Here is a 16755-nt window from a genome sequence, read left to right as displayed (position 1 = left end):
CCTGATTCTGTGTTTAGAATCAGAAGTCTTTTGTTTATTTAGAAACCTTTTTCGGAGGACGAGTATTTCCAGAATTGTTAAGTCCATTGCCAATCAAGTATTGATGAAAGATTTCAATGAATTGATTATTGTCGATCATATCCGAGTGTTGAGCTTTGTCCCCAGTTAAAGTAATCAGCGTATAGTGTTTGATCTGACCTTCGAAGACATACTTGCCAGCATCGACACTGCCTAAAGGAACGATTCCATCATCGGTATAGAGTTGCGTTCCCGCCACGGAATAATACGATAGATTGCTGGGAATTTTACTACGATCCTTGACCAGATCATTCAGCATCTGGGTGCGATTGGAGGTATTGTTCTCTTCAAAATTATAAGGCGTACCTACAGTCATCATATGGTTGACCGTGATTGTTGAATCGTCAAAGTAGTGCTCGAAGAAATAAGTCCAAATCAAACCACCATTCGAGTGTCCGAAAGCATTGAAATTATTGAAACGATAACGTTCTTTCAGTTGGTTAAAAGCCAAGTCGAACCAGGCAGCTTGTTTCTTGATATTTGCATAGCCATCATTATTATTCTCAAAGCCAACGACAATGATCGGACGGGCGTCGTTTGATCTGATCGTACCAGTAGAAGTGATCTTTCCATCAGTGTGAACAGTCATTTTTAATAAACTGTGACGTTCGTTATACCGTTTATTGATCGTGTCAACTAAACCGTCGAAGCGATTAGCACTGGCACTGCTACCGGGGATCATGATGATGGGTGACATTGGAGAGTTATAGCGCCCGGCTAAAGTCGTTACGTTGCTTTTAGTCCAAAGATAAGATGGCACTCCTAAAATAATTAAAATCAGCACTAGAAAAATTAAATAGTGCAAGTTGCGGTTCTTACTGGCATGACGGATGTGAAACTTCATTGCACATCACCGTCCTCAATGCCCAAATTATCCAATATTTTAACCTTAGCGGCCATTTTGACAAAAGGTATGTAAATCATAGTCGAAATGACAACTGCCAGGATTGAGAAGCCTAAGGCCTGCCAGCTACCGTTGGTTCCAATAAAGGCAATCAATGGTCCAGGTGTCCCCACAGGTACCGGATAAACGCTTGGCGGCATCAAGTGTAACGCTATTGCAACGGCTGCCATCAGCATGTTAGCTAGAGGAGCTAAGACAAAAGGAATTAGGAAAATGACATTGAATAAAACGGGAATACCAGTCATAACGCCGCTACCAATATTAAAGATACTTGGTATCATTGCCCAACGGGCAACGGTTTGAAAGTCCCTATCCTTAGAAATAATCAAAATGGCGATGATCAAGCCTAAAATTGAACCGGTACCGCCATAAGTAGCAAAGGCATGATAAAGGGTTGAACTAGTAAAAGGATTGGGGGCGTTCCAAGCGGTGTGGTGCTGTAAAGCATAATTCAAATTAACCGTTGAGAATACGTCCATTTTTTCAGTTCCCAGTGCCGAATACATCCCTGACCAGCCAAAGAAAGACATGACTAAGGTGTAGACTGCGAAGATGAAAGCTTTGCCTAGCTGATCCCAGTTGTTACTAGATGAATAATTGGCAAATAAGGTATTGGCTAAATTTTCGGTTAATGAAGAGTAGTAAGTCACATTGATCAACATACTGAAAGTGATTGCTAAAATTAGCGTAATGATGATTGGTTTCAAGGAGATAAAAGTTCGTTCAATCACGCTGGTAGGATGAGGTTTATTATCTTTAGTCGGTGCCGGACGACTGGAGATTTTAAAGATCCAGCCGATCAACATACCTGAAAGTATGGCAAAAAGGAGTCCGCGCATCCCTAACATGGTTGGATGGAAGCTGAAAGGCTGAGCCTTTGAATAAGTATAATCCATAATCAACAGAGCACTGATACCGGTAATACCAGCCAGTTGATCGTCACGGTGAAAGTGTTTGGCGGTATACTTCGCGGCACCAAAGATGGCGATGACAGATACCCAACCCAAAGACATCGTGTAGAGGCCACTAGCGATATTATCGATCCAACGATAGACGACCTCGCTTTCAGGTGAAGGAAAGACATCAGTCAAAAAGCCCTCTTTTTCAATAATGACGGTCTGAACTAGCTTGATAAAACTTCCAAATAAGGCAAAGGGAAAAATAAGTAACAAGGTGCGTTGAATTATCCGATAAACTAACCATTTTTGGACTTTTAAAGTCCAGTGAATGAGGGTAGCCTCAAACTTATTTTTGAATTGAACTTTCATGAAAACACCTACAATCCATTACAAATACTCTTAGTGAAAATTATAACCTCCAACAAAAAAAGCCGCCATCAAAGCGACCTTTTTTTATAGAAGTAATGGATATAATAAACTGGTAATCCCAGTAAGGTGATTCCAATTCCCATCATTGCTAATCCTGGTTGACGCATAATGGTTGAAATAATAATATAGGCACCACCTAGAAGAGAAATAATTGGGGGAATCGGGTAGAAATTGATTTTGTAAGGACGTTCTAGTTCAGGTTCTTTTTTTCTTAAAATAAAGATTCCAATAAACATCATCATTGAAAAAATCCACATAACGAAGACCAACATGTCAGTCAGATAATCAAAACTTCCCATGAAGATCATAATGATTGCGATAATTGTTTGCACTAGACCGGCATTAGCTGGTACGCGACTCTTTTTAGTCAATTTAGCGAAGAACTTGGAGAAAATTAATTCATCGTCATTTCCTAAGACAAAGCTGACACGTGGTCCAGTCATTGTATAACCATTGACAGAACCAAAAACAGAGATCAAGATACCAATCGTAACGATCTTGCCACCAATGTCACCAAAGATACGAATTGCGGCTTCGGATGCGGCATTTTGATTACCAGGAATCAGGTGGAAAGGTAAGGCTTTGATAAAGACAAAACTGATTGAAACGTAGATCAAAGTGATGAAAAAGAGACCCACGATGATTGATTTTGATAGATCTTTCTCCGGTTTTTTCATTTCTCCAGCTAAATTACCGACATTCATCCAACCGTCAAAGGCAAACATTGTGGCTAAGAGGCCTCCGCCCAGGGATGACCAGAAACTCGAGTGAGTACCAGCCGTGACTGGGAAAAGAGAAACTTGATTACCTGTTGGTGTAAATAGGCCAACCACGATAATCAAAACAATGGGAATCAATTTGGCAATCAAAGCGACCGTCTGGATTGCTCCACCGACTCGGGCTCCAAAAAGATTTACAACATACAAGAAAACTGCTAAAGCAATCGCAATTGGCAAGAGCCAACTTTTATCGAGATTGCACAAATTTAAAACTTGCGTGGAAAAAATAATTGATAACGCTGAAATACCCGCCGGATAATAAATTACCGATTGGGCCCAAGCTAGTAAGAAGGCCGGAACTTTACCATAAATGTATTCAATATATTTGTAGATACCACCTGCGATTGGCAAAGCGGCAGCTAATTCCGCTACCGATAAACCAGCATTGATAGTAATAAAACCTGCTAACAGCCAAACGAGGATTGTTAAACTTGCTGAACCAGTTGCGGCAGTAACACTTGAGATCTTGAAAAAGACCCCGCCACCAATTACTAGACCCATTACAGTTGAGAGTGCTGGTAAGAAACCAAGCTCTCTTTTTAGGCTATTGTTATTTGTTTCATCGTTCATAAGGCAAAAATACTCCCCTCATTGGTATAAAATAAAATTATATACCATAATGGTCAATTTCGAGTATTTTTTTGTTGGTAATTACGCTTACATATAAGTAAAATAAAAATCAGAGGTGATTTTATGATTAGTTTAGGAATTATCGGAACAAACTGGATCACAGAACAATTTGTAAAAGCAACAGACGAGACAAAAACATTTACTTTAACGAATGTGTATTCGAGAACAGAAGCCAAAGCTGCAAGCTTTATCGCTGACTTGAATAAGAAAGATATTACGATCAGTACTGATCTTGAAAAATTCTTCAAGGCTGATTTTGACACGGTCTATATCGCTTCACCCAATGCTTTGCATTTTCAACAAGCTAAACTAGCGATTGAACACGGCAAAAATGTCATTGTTGAGAAACCAAGTACCTCGACAATCAAGGAATTTACGATCCTCGACAATTTGGCTCACGAAAAGGGTGTCTACTTATTTGAGGCGGCAAGACATATTCATGAACCAATTTTTAAGAAGATTGAGACTATCGTTGAAAAGCATCGTAGTGAATTGACCGGAGCCACTTTATCTTATATGAAGTATTCGAGCCGTTATGACGCCTATAAAGAGGGTAAAAACCCTAATATTTTCACGACCAAATTCTCTGGTGGTGCTTTATATGACTTGGGAGTCTATACAGTTTATGACGCAGTAGTATTATTTGGTCAACCTGAGAAAGTAGAGTATGAAGCTGAATTTCTTGACTCAGGAATTGATGGCAGTGGTGCCTTGACACTCAAATATCCAGAATTTGACGTCAATATTATTATCGGTAAGACGAAGAACTCTTATATGTCTTCAGAAATTTATTTTGGCAGAGATACACTCTTGTTAGATAATGGCGGTGACATCAGTCATTTGGATTGGGCAGATGACAATAAGAACATCACTGATATTCCAGCGAATAAGAGTGCTAATCCAATGGATTCAGAAGCAACCGAATTTGCCAGAATAATAACCGAAAATGATCAAGCTACCTATGATAAACTGTTACAATACGCTAGAATCGTAAATCGGATATTAGAGCAAGCAAGAACAAGTGCCGGACTTGTTTTTGATGCAGATGAGGAAAAATAAATTGGAAATACCAAACTTATATCAGGACTATTTTAAACAAAATCAATTTGAACAGTTGACCAAGATTCAAGAAGCTGTTTATATGCCCTTCAAAGAGGGAAAAGATTTAGTTGCCATGGCCCCAACTGGTTCTGGAAAAACATTAGCCTTTGTCATGCCAATGATCGAAACATTGGTACCAAAAGACGGCTTACAAGTGTTGATTTTGGAACCATCACAAGAATTAGCTATGCAAGTGCGAGATGTTATTCAACCCCTTGCTAAGTTGGTTGATTGCAAAGTTCAGGCTTTAACAGGTGGTGCTAATCCAACCCGCCAATTGAAGAAACTTAAAGAGAAACCGGAAATTATCGTAGCAACTTTGGGCCGATTGAATGAATTGGTTGAAACTCGAAAAGTTAAATTAGGCAATTTGAGTACGGTGATTGTGGATGAAGCTGATGAAATGTTGAATGAGTCAAAACTCGATTCTGTTCGCCAAACAATTTCGCAAATGCCAGCAGATGTCCAGATGACTTTCTTTTCAGCTACGGGTAATGACATTTTTCAAGATATGCATAAGTGGTTTGGACAAGACTTTTTAGTGATCGATCAACGACATGACACCAGTTATACAGCTGGAATCGAGCATTATTTTGTCGAAGCTAATAATGAGTTCATTAAGAATGCAATTTTGCGTGAATTAGCTCATAACAAGAAATTTTTAGGAATTGTCTTTTTCAACAATTCTCGGTCGTTACACAAAACTATCAGTGATATGAATCATGATAAGACTAACTTCGTAGCTTTAGATAGTAAGATGTCATCACAGCAGCGTAAAACGGCGTTACAGCTTTTTTCTAGCAAGAAGGTCAACTTATTGTTAACGACGGATGTCGCAGCCAGAGGGATGGATATTGACGATATCAATATGATTGTCAACTACATGATTCCTCGTGATGACAGTGAATATGTCCATCGTGCTGGTCGGACTGGTAGAATGGGCAAAAGCGGTAATGTAATTACATTTGGTAATAGCCATGATATGCGTAATTTACAAGATTTGGTTGATGTAGAGATAACCAAAGCGTATGTCGATAATGAAGGTAAGCTCTCTAAAAAGCCAGTTTTTAAACAAAATAAGCGTCATAACGATACAAAAAATAATTCTAAGGGTAATAACAAACCTAAGAAACGTTTGCGAGACCAAAAGAACAAGGGTAGACGCAATTTTCATAAAAAACAAGATTAAAATTCAAAAATAACCGTTAAACCTGCTGAAGTTTAATAACGGTTATTTTTTTCGATTGAATTTAAGAATTATCACAACCAATATCGCAAATGAAATCATTAATAATAATGCTTGGTATACGCTCATACTGCCCTTTTCGGGGCCATGCATATTTCTCAATTCGATTCATAGGCATCACTTCGCATATGTTTGGCTAGTCACCGTCTTAACTTCCTACGTTGCAATTACCCATTAATATCCATTTAGTTCAAAGAACTTTTATGTAAAAACCAGCATCATGGTAGATGACTAAAGTTTAGTTGATGAAATTATGAAGTTGAATAATTACGTATGTAGGATATAATTTTCTAAGAGGACAATTAGTTATTTATAACGATGGTTCTCAATATTTGGATTTATCAAAACGACTTTTTTGAACTTTGGCACACATTTGGCACACCGACGATCATAAAATTGAGTTTGTGAAATTCCAAAAGACACTTGGTCCCTTGGCCCAGTTGGATAGAGCAACTGCCTCCTAAGCAGTAGGTCCCCGGTTCGATTCCGGGAGGGATCATTAATCTAGTGATAAATTAAATTAGTAAGTCGTAATCAGTCATTGATTATGACTTATTTTTTAAATTAAAGTGAGGTAAGTGTATGGAAAAATTAAAATGTAGTCAGACCTTGTCGATCAGTAATCATCGCGTTTTTTCTTCAGATTTGAATGAACACAATACCGTCTTTGGAGGTAAGACTTTAATGACGATCGATGATAATTCATCAATTTCTGCTTCTCGTGTGGCGCGAATTGAGACGGTTACTGCTTCGGTCGATCAAGTTAATTTCATCTTACCTTTTGGACTGCAAGATTCGATGTGTACTGAATCATACGTATCCGGTGTTGGCAGTCGTTCGATTGAAGTTTTTACGAAAATCATTGGTGAACATCTCAAGACTGGCAAGAGATTTCTCGGTTTGACTTGCTTTTCTACCTTCGTTGTAACGGATAAGAATGTTGTTTTGCCGGCTATTGTACCCGATACTGATGAAGCTGAATATGTTTGCAGCGGGTACCACAAACGTCAAGATGAACGATTAGAAAAGTTGATGGAACAAGAAAAATTTAATAAGAATATTAGTTTGCAATTTCCCTGGCAATAAAAAAACTCTGAATTCAATTTAATGAATTCGGAGTTTTCTATTTTCTAAACGTTATTTAAGATCGGCAGCACGAACCCATTCGTTTGTAGCAACACGATACATAGTTTGACCATTGATTGTAGCTGATTTATCAGTTACCCAAGCAGTATTTTTGGCCAGAGCCCGGTCTTGAACAAGGTTTCCACTGGCAGTGTAAAGGCGTGCTTCATTTTTAGTGTAAACATTGTGGCTGAGAGGAGTTACTTCCAAGCCATCGTTTTGTTTAACCCATTCGTCAGTAGCAACACGTAGATAATTGACGCCGTCTAAGGTCATCAACTTGTCAGCTATCCAAGAACTGTTACCACCTAAGGCACGGTTCTTTAAGATTTGACCATCTTCACTGTAAAGACTTGTGATGGTGTTTGGTAGAGCATAGAAAGTAGCATGGTGAGCGTTGATTGTTTTTGTGTGTTCAGGTTTTGTTTCTGGTTTAGTTGTTGGTTTTGTAGTCGAACTAGAATTATTATTGTTATTAATTTTATGCCAAACTATTTTACCGACGATAGCTTTACCATCTTTAACTTTGATGATTACTAAATCCTGTTTTTCGCCATTTTCATTAGTCGCATAATATCCAGGGATTGACGGAAGTACTTGTGCACCTTCAACATTATTATATTCGTATTTGAAAGTATATTTACCGTCAGGGTATTCTTTTGTCTTAGGAACATCAACACTTAAAGTGTCAGTATGTTGATAATAGACAAAATCCGTAGTACTTGGGGTGAATTTGCCATCTTTGGATATTGTTACAGAAAATTTCTGTGGGGAAACATAAGGATATCCTGTTAATACTGGTGCATCAAGATCTTTAATAGTTGTATTTTTTGCCCCAGTTAAATTAATCGTCCTTGATTCAAATGTTTTTCCCGAGACTCTTAAATTCAAAGTTATGGATCCATCGACTGTATTTGAATCTCTTGGCATGTAAGTGACTTTATTTGTGGCGGTAATAGTTTTATCTTCATTGATATGAGCCATTACTTGTTTTTGATTAGTGTAATATCCTTCAACATTTGGAACGTCAACTAAGATATCGCTGCCAATTTGTCCAGTAAATTCCTTGTCAGTTAAGACTATTTGACCATCTTTACCATCTTTTTCATTGATATTAGTATTAATGGTTGCTTTAGCTGTAACTGTATTATCATCTTTTTGAATGTAGTTAATTGGGTTTTCACAATTAAAATTACCATATTCATCTGCAGTTATATTGATTTTTTTGTCAGTCGTATAGTATCCATCGATTGTCGGAATTTCTACTGGTGTAGATACGCCAATTCTTAAGTCATTTACATTTATTTTCTTGACACTATTTTCACCAGTAAGGTTAGTATGTACGTCTGCAACACCTGAATTTGTATCTTTATACGTTACTGGAGCAGATTCATCAGTGATAAGAGCATGGTCATCACCAACTTTTGCTGTTACTTTACCATAATATCCTTGTATAAATGGAGCAGGGAAGGATATTATTGTGCCTTTTTCTAGATTTGCTGGAAGTTCTTTTGTTACCACTGTAGTTAAGACTTCGCCAGATGCATATGGTGAATTATAATAAACAGTCCCACTATACTCCTCCATTTCATTATCTGGATCTGTAGTTGTCCCCGTCTCTGTTCCGTTATCAGTAGCCAAAACAGTTGTAGTTTGAGCAACTGGTGCAGCAAGTGTTAGTGCGATTATTCCCAAAAAGATTGGTCCGTAATATTTTTTCATATAAAAAGTCCCCCTTAATATAGATGTTTTACAAGGAAAATAATACTAAAGTAGGACGACAATATCTGTCGTCTAATTAATAAATTCGTAATTTTTTTTACATACGGAATGTATTTCGAAAAATGCCTTATGTAAAAAGGAAATTAAAAACTAGACATGTTAGAATTTTAATTATAAATGTCATATTTGGGGCGGAGACGATATGGTATATCACGTTGGTCGATTGATCTCGTTGAAGAGTTCTTTTCAAAATGGCGTGATTATTCCTAATTTGCAGAAGAACGTCCAAGTTGATCATCAGTCTTTTAGCCTGGCTTTGGCTCTTATTAGAATTGGTTTTTAAAGATTAAAAATAGTCTCAATTTCTGACCAAAAATCAGAAATTGAGACTATTTTTTAGATTGAATATCAGTAGTTAAGATCATTTCTCGTAATTGAGAGAAGTCTTTACTAGTAAAGGACTCGTTCAAAACCTCTTCAGCCACGACTAAGGCTTCTTTAAAATGCTTGATCCCCGAGGATGTCATTTTCAAGCAGACTTCTTTTTGATTGTCATCACTGTGATAACGAATGATTGGCCGACTAGGTTTATTTTCCAAACGGACTGCCAGACGTGAAACTGCTGCTGAACTGAGTTTCAGTGAATCTTTAATTTTTAGCAGACTAGCTTTGGAATCATATTGATCGTAGAGATAGTGCAAGAAACTGAACTCAACTGGTGAAAAATCATATTTGATGAGGGCTTTTTCTAGTTTGGTCTGAATATCATTTTCAAAATGCTTCATATTCAGCCAAGTACAAAGATTTGAATTGTCGTTGATAGTGATCACCCCCTTTAAATTTAATATCTATGTATTATGAAACATATTAAATGATTGCGCAAGCAAAGATAACTCTGATAAATGCTAGGTTGATGCGCTACTGAGAGCGCTTTTTTGCTATACTGATCGTATAAAAATAGATGAGAGGGATGTTAATGAATTTTTATTCGTATCAATATTTAGTTGAACATAATAATGAACCCAACTTTCTATTTATTATCGGGATCATTATTTTGGCGGTAGCCATTTTTATCACCGGATTTTTATATTTTAAAAATCGCTCGGACAACAAATATCGTGATCTATTAATAATTTTTGCATTTGGAATAATCTTGTTCATAGGTATTAACTACAATAATTATGAACAACAGCTCGACATCAACAACAAGACGAATCAGACTTTGGAATTGATGCAATCAGTTGCTAAAGATAAAAAAGTGAAAGCTAAAAAGCTTTACTCCAACAGTTCTAGTCTGACCGAAGGAATGTTGATCAAGGCGGGTAAAGATATTTATCGAATCAGTTTTGACAATAATCAGAGTAGCTACACTTTGACGAAAGCAAATATTATTAGTTCACAAAAAATTAATTTGATTGAGAAGTAGGTGGAAGAATGGTTCTCTCTTACGGAGATTTAACTTTAAAATTTATTATTGGTTTCCTATTCATGGTTTTACAGATCAATTTGTTTGGGAGAGGCAATATAGCGCCAACCAGTGCCATCGACCAACTTCAAAACTATGTTTTAGGTGGAATCGTCGGAGGGATGATCTACAATTCAAGTATCACCATCCTTCAATTTGCTTTAGTACTATTGATTTGGACAATGGTAGTGTTTGTCGCTAAATTTTTAACGAATCACAATAATTTCTTTAAGAAGGTGATTGAGGGTACACCACAATTGATTATTAAAAATGGCAAGATCGATGTTAATTTAGCTTTAAAGAACGGTCTGTCGGCGAATGATCTGTCGTTTAAATTACGTCAAGCTGGCGTGATGGATGTCAGAAAAGTTAAAAGAGGTGTATTCGAGCGTAATGGTCAATTGACTTTGATCATGCGTGATGAGACCAGTATCAAGTATCCAATCATTTTGGATGGCAAAATCGACCACGACGAGTTAGCTAATATTCATAAGGATGTCGAATGGTTAGAAGCTGAACTACAAAAACGTAATTTGGATGTAGCCGAAGTTTATCTGGCCAATTATATTGATAATCAATTAATAATTTATGAATACTAAAATATCTTAGGGATTCCAAACTTAATTTTTAAAGTTTGGTAAACTGTATTAAAATAGAATCGTATCTAAATTTTGGTGGTGATAACATGGTAAGTGGATCTAAGGCGTTCTCTGTCTTCATGCTAATTTTTTATGCAATTTTATTATATTTTGTCTTCGCAGATAAAAACATGATTGCGATGTACATGATGGGTATTGGTATGTTTATAGAGGCTTTAGTAAATTGTATTTGCACGTTTCGATCAAAAACTAATAAATAGGGTGGCGATTATAAATGTCAGATTCACAAGTTTACAATGATTACTTTTTCGATGAACCAGTATTTGATTTACATGATGGTGGGTATGTTCCACTAGAAAAGCATCCCGAAGTTCCCGAAAAGCCATTGAATATTCCGGCAGCCTTGAAGCCTGATAAGGTTGACGGCAATGACGTCTATTACACGATTACAGCACAAGTTGGTGAAACTCAGATTTTGCCTGGTGCTAAAACTAAGACTTGGGGTTATAACGCCTCATTGCTAGGAACAACAATTGTCTTAAAACAAGGCGTTCATTATCATGTGCACCTAGTTAACAAACTAGACGAGGTTACAACATTCCACTGGCATGGTTTAAATGTCACTGGACCAATTGTTGATGGTGGACCACATGCTCCAGTTTATCCTGGTGGCAGTCGTGATATTGATTTTACTTTGGATCAACCAGCTCAAACTGATTGGTTGCATCCACATCCATGTCCAAATACCGCTCGCCAGGTTTGGAATGGTCTAGCAGCAGCTGTCGTGGTAACAGACGATGAGGAAGCTAAACTTCCATTCCCTAGAAACTATGGTGTTGACGATATTCCGATTATTTTGCAAGACCGATCTTATCATGACAATCAACTTGACTATAAAGCCGATTATGATATGGATGGTAGTTTGGGTAAATATGCTTTAGTTAATGGAACTGTTAATGGTGTCTTTGATGTAACAACTCAAAGGGTTCGTCTTAGAATCTTGAACGGTTCAAATCGTCGTGAGTGGAGACTACATTTTGATGATAACCATGAATTCACTCAAATTGCTTCAGATGGCGGCACAATGCCAGAACCAGTTAAATTTACGAAGTTGATGTTGACTTGTGCTGAACGTGCTGAGGTGATCGTTGATTTCGGTGATAAGAAGCCTGGAGATGTGGTTACATTGATGACCGATGATATTCCTATCATGAAGTTTAAGATCGGTGAATACGTCCGTGAAGATGTAGAATTGCCAGAGCACTTAACGACTATTGATGCACCAAAAGTAACGCCAGGATTGCCTGTTACAAGAACTGTCATGTCAGGGATGGATGATCAGGTCAGACTGGATGGAAAACTCTTTGACATGCAAAGAATCGATCGTAAACAAAAGATTGGCGATACCGTCCTTTGGGATGTAGTTAACACTAATGATCCAATGGGTGGTATGATTCATCCATTCCATATGCATGGTTGCCAATTCCTTGTTTTAAGCCGTAATGGAAAAGCTCCATATCCTAATGAACATGGCTGGAAAGATACGGTTGGCGTCAATGCTGGCGAGACTGTTAGAATTGCCGTTCAATTCACTAAATTTGGCGTTTATATGTATCACTGCCATATCCTTGAACATGAAGATACCGGGATGATGGCACAGATTGAAGCCTATGATCCAAACCATGAACACAAGTATCATTTGATCAGTATGGACGAGATGCAACATCCAACGAATAAGTAGTTGCTTAAAAATTAATATTAACAGGGGATTGTACTGACGGTCGGTTAAGTGCAATCCCTTTTTTTCGTTTTCTTCAACTGCGACCCAACATTTCAACAAAAAAAAGTCCGAAACAATTATCGTCTTAAGAAAGTAGGAAATTGAAAGATCATTAGTATGGAAAAGTGTGTCATAATGCAAACAAGAGCTTTTTTAACAAAAGGGAGTCATAACTTGAAAGATGTGAAATTTAAAATTCGCTTAGGTTATTTGATGTTTGCAATTGTTTTGGATGCCTTCGCCAACGCTTTGATGATCAACAGTAATATGGGGAGCGCCGTTTGGACCGCTTCGGCAGTCAATATTTCTAAGTTGCTGCATTCGTCATATGGGACGACATTATTTATTTACGCTGTGATCGTGACGATAGTCAATCAATTTCTATTGAGAAAATTTGATGGCCATATTTTCATATCTAATTTGTTATTTTCATTACCATTCAGCTATTTAGTGGGCTTCTTCTCATTCATTATGGATCCATTGAGATTAAATCAATTACCAATTACTTTACGGTTATTAGTCGATGTTTTGGGACTGTTTGGCGTTTCAGTCGGAACTTCAATCTACCAACGCTGTAATTTGATTCAACATCCGAATGATGAATTAGCGTATCTTTTACGCTTTAAATATTTACATGGTTCGGCTGGTTGGGGGCAATTATTCAGTTATACGCCGCCGGTTATTATTATGCTCATCTGTTTTGTACTGACCGGTAAAATATTATCCGTTGGTGTAGGAACTATTTTGGCAATGTTTTGCCAGGGTATCATTATCGGTATATCTGATAAGATTGTGTTACCAAGTTTAAAGCATCATTACTCATTTTAAGATACGGTAACAATTCATTTAAGAGATTGTTAATATTAAAAAAATTATCAAAAAAAGAGTTAAAATTACACGTTTATACTCTTGCGATTAATTACCACATGGGTTACTATTGCAAGTAGGGACTACCAGATTTAAAAACAACTGATTCCTTCCCGACGGTGAGATTAATTTCTCACTATTTTTTTTGAATAAAATATCTACCAGAAATCATTTTATAAAAACAATTAAACGAATACAAAAAGGCAGTTGAGACATTCCAGCTTGGGAAGTTTCAACTGCCTTTTTTATTATTACCTATTAATCACAGGCTTTTTAGCTGATTCAAATGATCAAAACTGACCGTCTTTCCTTCAACAGTCAAGCGATTGCGACCGGAGTTTTTGGACGCGTATAAATATTGATCGACTCGGTTGAAAAGGTCACCGAAATTTTTGTCGGTATCTGTTAGGGCCGATAAGCCAAAGGAGATCGAAACCGAGAGCTTTTGACCGTTGATGATCAAAGGGGTTTTAATCATGGCATTACGCAAGTCACCGATGATCGGTAAACAATCCTCAGTCTTTTTGCCCCGGAAAATGATGATGAATTCTTCGCCACCGAAGCGGAAGAGTTCTCCTTGAGTATCGGTCAAAAACATTTCCCGTTCAATCGTATGGGCCACATGTTTCAAAACTTCATCACCGACTGAATGTCCATAGATGTCGTTGAAACTTTTAAAGTGGTCAATATCAAACATAGCAATTGATAAAGGCACATTTTGATGCGAATAGGCTTGATAGATTTCTTTAGCCGTCTTATCAAGGTTGGCCCGGTTTCTTACGCCAGTCAGTTCATCATAGTTGACCTGAGTTTGTAAGTCGTTGTAATGGAGCATCGTATCTTGTAATTTACGGGCGCAGAACCGAATTATTGACATGTAGATCAAGAACACCACTAACATGCTGAAAACTTCATAGATGGGGAAGTTATGGTCGGACCACAATAAGATCCACCAACTTAGCCCAAAAAGAGTCTGCATCCCTAAGTAATACCATTCATTTTTTTGTAATTGGTCAGTTTTTTGATAAATAAAAATGATGATCACACACAAGATCAAATAAGAAATGATGAAAGTACTCAGATTTTTGCTGGCAAGGCGTTTAAAAATCATTGATTGGTAATATAGCAACGGAGTTAATAAGTTAATCAACAAGGTGATTTTATTTCTAATCAAGTACATGCAATAAAGCAAGATCGTCAGTTGGGCATTGGCATATAACCAACCGTTATTGATGGAACCTTGGTTTAAAATAAAGAAAATCTTTTCTAAGATGATCATGCTACCACCTAAGATTAATCCTTCGAGTAGATGCGTGAAGAACTTCTTATAAAGCGGCGACGACTTGTTGATTAATCTCTCAAACGAATAGGCAAAGATGGTGATGATCGTAATCAAGCCTATCGTAACTAAAGTTATAATAACTGCGTTGATGTTTAGATAGTTGTTGAAAATTCTTGGTATAAGGCTATCTGGCAAAACAATCCCTCAATTATATTCTTTTAAGTTTTAGATTAATTTGATATCTACAAAATAATATACACTACGACATTATAACTGAAATCTTAAATATATGATATATATCTAAGATGTCTTTTTTTTGTACCTAATAACTATACGCTAGTTCACTTATAAAAATATAGGGTTATACTATTTATATGTGGCAATTTTTTTACAAATTGTTGTCAAAAAATCAAAATATATATTGAATAAATTATTGATTATGGGGTATACACTTTGAAAGTAATCGTTGTTGGATGTACACATGCTGGTACAGCAGCAGTTGAACAAATTTTAGAGAACCATCCAGAGGCAGAAGTTACAGTTTATGAACGTGATGACAATATTTCGTTTTTGTCCTGTGGAATCGCCTTATACTTAGGCAATAGGGTAAAACATCTTGAAGATATGTTTTACTCGAGTCCTGCTGACCTTGAGCAATTGGGTGCAAAAGTTTATATGAAACATGATGTGCTGAAAACTGATGCTAAAAATAAGCGTATTATGTGTGAAGATTTAACGACACACAAAATTATTAATGATACTTATGATAAATTGATCATGACAACAGGGTCAATGGTGGCAGTTCCACCGATCACTGGTATTTCTGATACGAAAATTTTGATGTGTAAGAGTTATGCACAAGCTCAAGCAATATATGAAACGGCTAAGAATCACCGCAATATTACGATTGTAGGGGCTGGATATATCGGGGTTGAACTAGCGGAAAGTTACGCCAATACAGAGCATGAAGTGACTTTGATTCAATCACGTGACCAGCTTTTAAATAATTACTTAGATATCGACATGGCTGAAAATGTGGTTACACTCTTGAAAGAACATGACGTGAAAGTTTTCTTAAATGAGCGTGTAACAGGTTTTACCAGAGATGATAATGATCAAGTTCTGATTGAAACTAATCAAGGACAGCATCATGCCGACCTAGTGATCGTCTGCACGGGGTTTATTGCTAATACCGAATTATTGCGTGGTCAAGTAAAAATGGATCGTCATGGGGCAATCGTTATCAACGAGTATACCCAGACTTCTGATCCAGATATTTATGCGGCTGGAGATGCTTGTACAGTCAACTTTAATCCTACAGGTAAGCCTACTTATATTCCCTTGGCCACTAACGCTATTAGACAAGGTGCCTTAGCTGGGGTCAATGTTTTTGGCAATACTCAAAAATACATGGGTACGCAGGCCACTTCAGCGATGGAATTGTTTGGTTATACGGTTGCTTCCACGGGCTTGACGTTAAAGAATGCCTTGGCTCACGGAATTAATGCTGACAGTGTTACTTACCATGATAATTATCGTCCTGCCTATATGCCTACTACCGATATGTTGACGTTGAAATTGATCTATAACAAAGACAATCACTTGATTTTGGGAGCACAATTATTCAGTAAGCACGAAGTGGCTCAATCGGCTAATACCATCTCGGTCTGCATTCAAAATCAGAATACTATCGAGCAATTGGCTTTTATGGATATGCTCTTCCAACCAAATTACGACAATCCTTTCAATTATTTGAACATTGTAGCGCAAATGGCCGTTGCTAAAGAGCGTAAGGAAAAAGAACAATCTTAAATTTATAGATTAAAATAAAGGACCCCTTGATTCCGAT

General features: G+C 37.1%; 16 protein-coding genes and 1 tRNA gene. 10 read left to right on the top strand and 7 right to left on the bottom strand.

The annotated features are described in order from the left end of the window. Nucleotides 1-34: 34 nt before the first annotated feature. The 3 genes from ACG72T_RS05960 to ACG72T_RS05950 all read right to left on the bottom strand — a co-directional run bounded on the left by ACG72T_RS05960 (nucleotide 35) and on the right by ACG72T_RS05950 (nucleotide 3659). Nucleotides 35-922 (bottom strand): alpha/beta hydrolase, encoded by an 888-nt coding sequence (locus ACG72T_RS05960; RefSeq protein ID WP_395265239.1) that lies wholly within the window; start codon nucleotides 920-922, stop codon nucleotides 35-37. Further along, entirely contained in the window at nucleotides 919-2250 is a 1332-nt protein-coding gene (locus ACG72T_RS05955; protein WP_395265238.1) for a PTS transporter subunit EIIC, read from the bottom strand. The genes ACG72T_RS05960 and ACG72T_RS05955 overlap by 4 nt, the downstream gene beginning before the upstream one ends. 68 nt (nucleotides 2251-2318) lie before the next feature. Further along, entirely contained in the window at nucleotides 2319-3659 is a 1341-nt protein-coding gene (locus ACG72T_RS05950; protein ID WP_395265237.1) for an APC family permease, read from the bottom strand. A gap of 123 nt (nucleotides 3660-3782) precedes the next feature. On the opposite strand from ACG72T_RS05950, the gene ACG72T_RS05945 reads away from it, so the two are divergent. Both ACG72T_RS05945 and ACG72T_RS05940 read left to right on the top strand, forming a co-directional pair. After that, the gene (locus ACG72T_RS05945; RefSeq protein WP_395265236.1) at nucleotides 3783-4778 is read left to right on the top strand and encodes a Gfo/Idh/MocA family protein; all 996 of its coding nucleotides are present in this window, start codon (nucleotides 3783-3785) and stop codon (nucleotides 4776-4778) included. Nucleotide 4779: 1 nt separating this feature from the next. Continuing rightward, the gene (locus ACG72T_RS05940) at nucleotides 4780-6009 is read left to right on the top strand and encodes a DEAD/DEAH box helicase (protein ID WP_395265235.1); all 1230 of its coding nucleotides are present in this window, start codon (nucleotides 4780-4782) and stop codon (nucleotides 6007-6009) included. A 42-nt stretch (nucleotides 6010-6051) separates the two neighbouring features. On the opposite strand, the gene ACG72T_RS05935 is transcribed toward ACG72T_RS05940, so the two are convergent. Beyond that, nucleotides 6052-6135, bottom strand: coding sequence for a putative holin-like toxin (locus ACG72T_RS05935; RefSeq protein WP_395265247.1), 84 nt, complete (start codon nucleotides 6133-6135; stop codon nucleotides 6052-6054). A gap of 356 nt (nucleotides 6136-6491) precedes the next feature. Here ACG72T_RS05935 and ACG72T_RS05930 point away from each other — a divergent pair. After that, nucleotides 6492-6565: transfer RNA gene (locus ACG72T_RS05930), tRNA-Arg, on the top strand. 83 nt (nucleotides 6566-6648) lie between these two features. Next, nucleotides 6649-7152 carry an acyl-CoA thioesterase gene (locus ACG72T_RS05925; RefSeq protein WP_395265234.1) on the top strand — a complete coding sequence of 168 codons (504 nt, stop codon included), beginning with the start codon at nucleotides 6649-6651 and terminating at the stop codon, nucleotides 7150-7152. Between the two features lie 51 nt (nucleotides 7153-7203). Here the strand turns inward: ACG72T_RS05925 and ACG72T_RS05920 are convergent, their stop codons facing one another. Continuing rightward, nucleotides 7204-8913, bottom strand: a complete 1710-nt coding sequence (locus tag ACG72T_RS05920; protein ID WP_395265233.1) for an SLAP domain-containing protein — start codon at nucleotides 8911-8913, stop codon at nucleotides 7204-7206. Between the two features lie 202 nt (nucleotides 8914-9115). Here ACG72T_RS05920 and ACG72T_RS05915 point away from each other — a divergent pair, with 202 nt between their 5' ends. Next, nucleotides 9116-9256, top strand: a complete 141-nt coding sequence (locus ACG72T_RS05915; RefSeq protein WP_395265232.1) for a hypothetical protein — start codon at nucleotides 9116-9118, stop codon at nucleotides 9254-9256. Nucleotides 9257-9302: 46 nt separating this feature from the next. Here the strand turns inward: ACG72T_RS05915 and ACG72T_RS05910 are convergent, their stop codons facing one another. Then, nucleotides 9303-9698 carry a hypothetical protein gene (locus ACG72T_RS05910; RefSeq protein WP_395265231.1) on the bottom strand — a complete coding sequence of 132 codons (396 nt, stop codon included), beginning with the start codon at nucleotides 9696-9698 and terminating at the stop codon, nucleotides 9303-9305. Between the two features lie 191 nt (nucleotides 9699-9889). Here ACG72T_RS05910 and ACG72T_RS05905 point away from each other — a divergent pair, with 191 nt between their 5' ends. The 4 genes from ACG72T_RS05905 (at nucleotide 9890) to ACG72T_RS05890 (ending at nucleotide 13585) form a co-directional block, all read left to right on the top strand. Next, on the top strand, nucleotides 9890-10339 hold the full coding sequence (locus ACG72T_RS05905; protein WP_395265230.1) for a DUF3290 family protein: 450 nt from the start codon (nucleotides 9890-9892) through the stop codon (nucleotides 10337-10339). A gap of 8 nt (nucleotides 10340-10347) precedes the next feature. Continuing rightward, entirely contained in the window at nucleotides 10348-10977 is a 630-nt protein-coding gene (locus tag ACG72T_RS05900) for a DUF421 domain-containing protein (RefSeq protein WP_395265228.1), read from the top strand. Between the two features lie 274 nt (nucleotides 10978-11251). Further along, complete coding sequence (locus ACG72T_RS05895; protein ID WP_395265227.1) at nucleotides 11252-12718, top strand: multicopper oxidase family protein; 1467 nt, start codon at nucleotides 11252-11254, stop codon at nucleotides 12716-12718. A 174-nt stretch (nucleotides 12719-12892) separates the two neighbouring features. Continuing rightward, a complete protein-coding gene (locus ACG72T_RS05890) occupies nucleotides 12893-13585 on the top strand; it encodes a YitT family protein (RefSeq protein ID WP_395265226.1) in 693 nt (230 codons plus the stop codon). Nucleotides 13586-13886: 301 nt separating this feature from the next. On the opposite strand, the gene ACG72T_RS05885 is transcribed toward ACG72T_RS05890, so the two are convergent. After that, nucleotides 13887-15101, bottom strand: coding sequence for a GGDEF domain-containing protein (locus tag ACG72T_RS05885; RefSeq protein ID WP_395265225.1), 1215 nt, complete (start codon nucleotides 15099-15101; stop codon nucleotides 13887-13889). A 258-nt stretch (nucleotides 15102-15359) separates the two neighbouring features. Here ACG72T_RS05885 and ACG72T_RS05880 point away from each other — a divergent pair, with 258 nt between their 5' ends. Next, complete coding sequence (locus ACG72T_RS05880; RefSeq protein ID WP_395265224.1) at nucleotides 15360-16718, top strand: FAD-dependent oxidoreductase; 1359 nt, start codon at nucleotides 15360-15362, stop codon at nucleotides 16716-16718. Nucleotides 16719-16755: the final 37 nt, after the last annotated feature.

It is taken from the genome of Companilactobacillus sp. FL22-1 (assembly GCF_043951805.1).
Classification (GTDB): Bacteria; Bacillota; Bacilli; order Lactobacillales; family Lactobacillaceae; genus Companilactobacillus.
Note: the sequence above shows the minus strand (reverse complement) of the source record. Positions and strands in the feature narration are given on the sequence as shown.

Bases quoted from the DNA above. Each gene is read 5' to 3' on its own strand.
- ACG72T_RS05960 (WP_395265239.1), bottom strand. From the start codon at position 922: ATGAAGTTTCACATCCGTCATGCCAGTAAGAACCGCAACTTGCACTAT.
- ACG72T_RS05955 (WP_395265238.1), bottom strand. From the start codon at position 2,250: ATGAAAGTTCAATTCAAAAATAAGTTTGAGGCTACCCTCATTCACTGG.
- ACG72T_RS05950 (WP_395265237.1), bottom strand. From the start codon at position 3,659: ATGAACGATGAAACAAATAACAATAGCCTAAAAAGAGAGCTTGGTTTC.
- ACG72T_RS05945 (WP_395265236.1), top strand. From the start codon at position 3,783: ATGATTAGTTTAGGAATTATCGGAACAAACTGGATCACAGAACAATTT.
- ACG72T_RS05935 (WP_395265247.1), bottom strand. From the start codon at position 6,135: ATGAGCGTATACCAAGCATTATTATTAATGATTTCATTTGCGATATTG.
- ACG72T_RS05925 (WP_395265234.1), top strand. From the start codon at position 6,649: ATGGAAAAATTAAAATGTAGTCAGACCTTGTCGATCAGTAATCATCGC.
- ACG72T_RS05920 (WP_395265233.1), bottom strand. From the start codon at position 8,913: ATGAAAAAATATTACGGACCAATCTTTTTGGGAATAATCGCACTAACA.
- ACG72T_RS05915 (WP_395265232.1), top strand. From the start codon at position 9,116: ATGGTATATCACGTTGGTCGATTGATCTCGTTGAAGAGTTCTTTTCAA.
- ACG72T_RS05910 (WP_395265231.1), bottom strand. From the start codon at position 9,698: ATGAAGCATTTTGAAAATGATATTCAGACCAAACTAGAAAAAGCCCTC.
- ACG72T_RS05905 (WP_395265230.1), top strand. From the start codon at position 9,890: ATGAATTTTTATTCGTATCAATATTTAGTTGAACATAATAATGAACCC.
- ACG72T_RS05900 (WP_395265228.1), top strand. From the start codon at position 10,348: ATGGTTCTCTCTTACGGAGATTTAACTTTAAAATTTATTATTGGTTTC.
- ACG72T_RS05895 (WP_395265227.1), top strand. From the start codon at position 11,252: ATGTCAGATTCACAAGTTTACAATGATTACTTTTTCGATGAACCAGTA.
- ACG72T_RS05890 (WP_395265226.1), top strand. From the start codon at position 12,893: ATGCAAACAAGAGCTTTTTTAACAAAAGGGAGTCATAACTTGAAAGAT.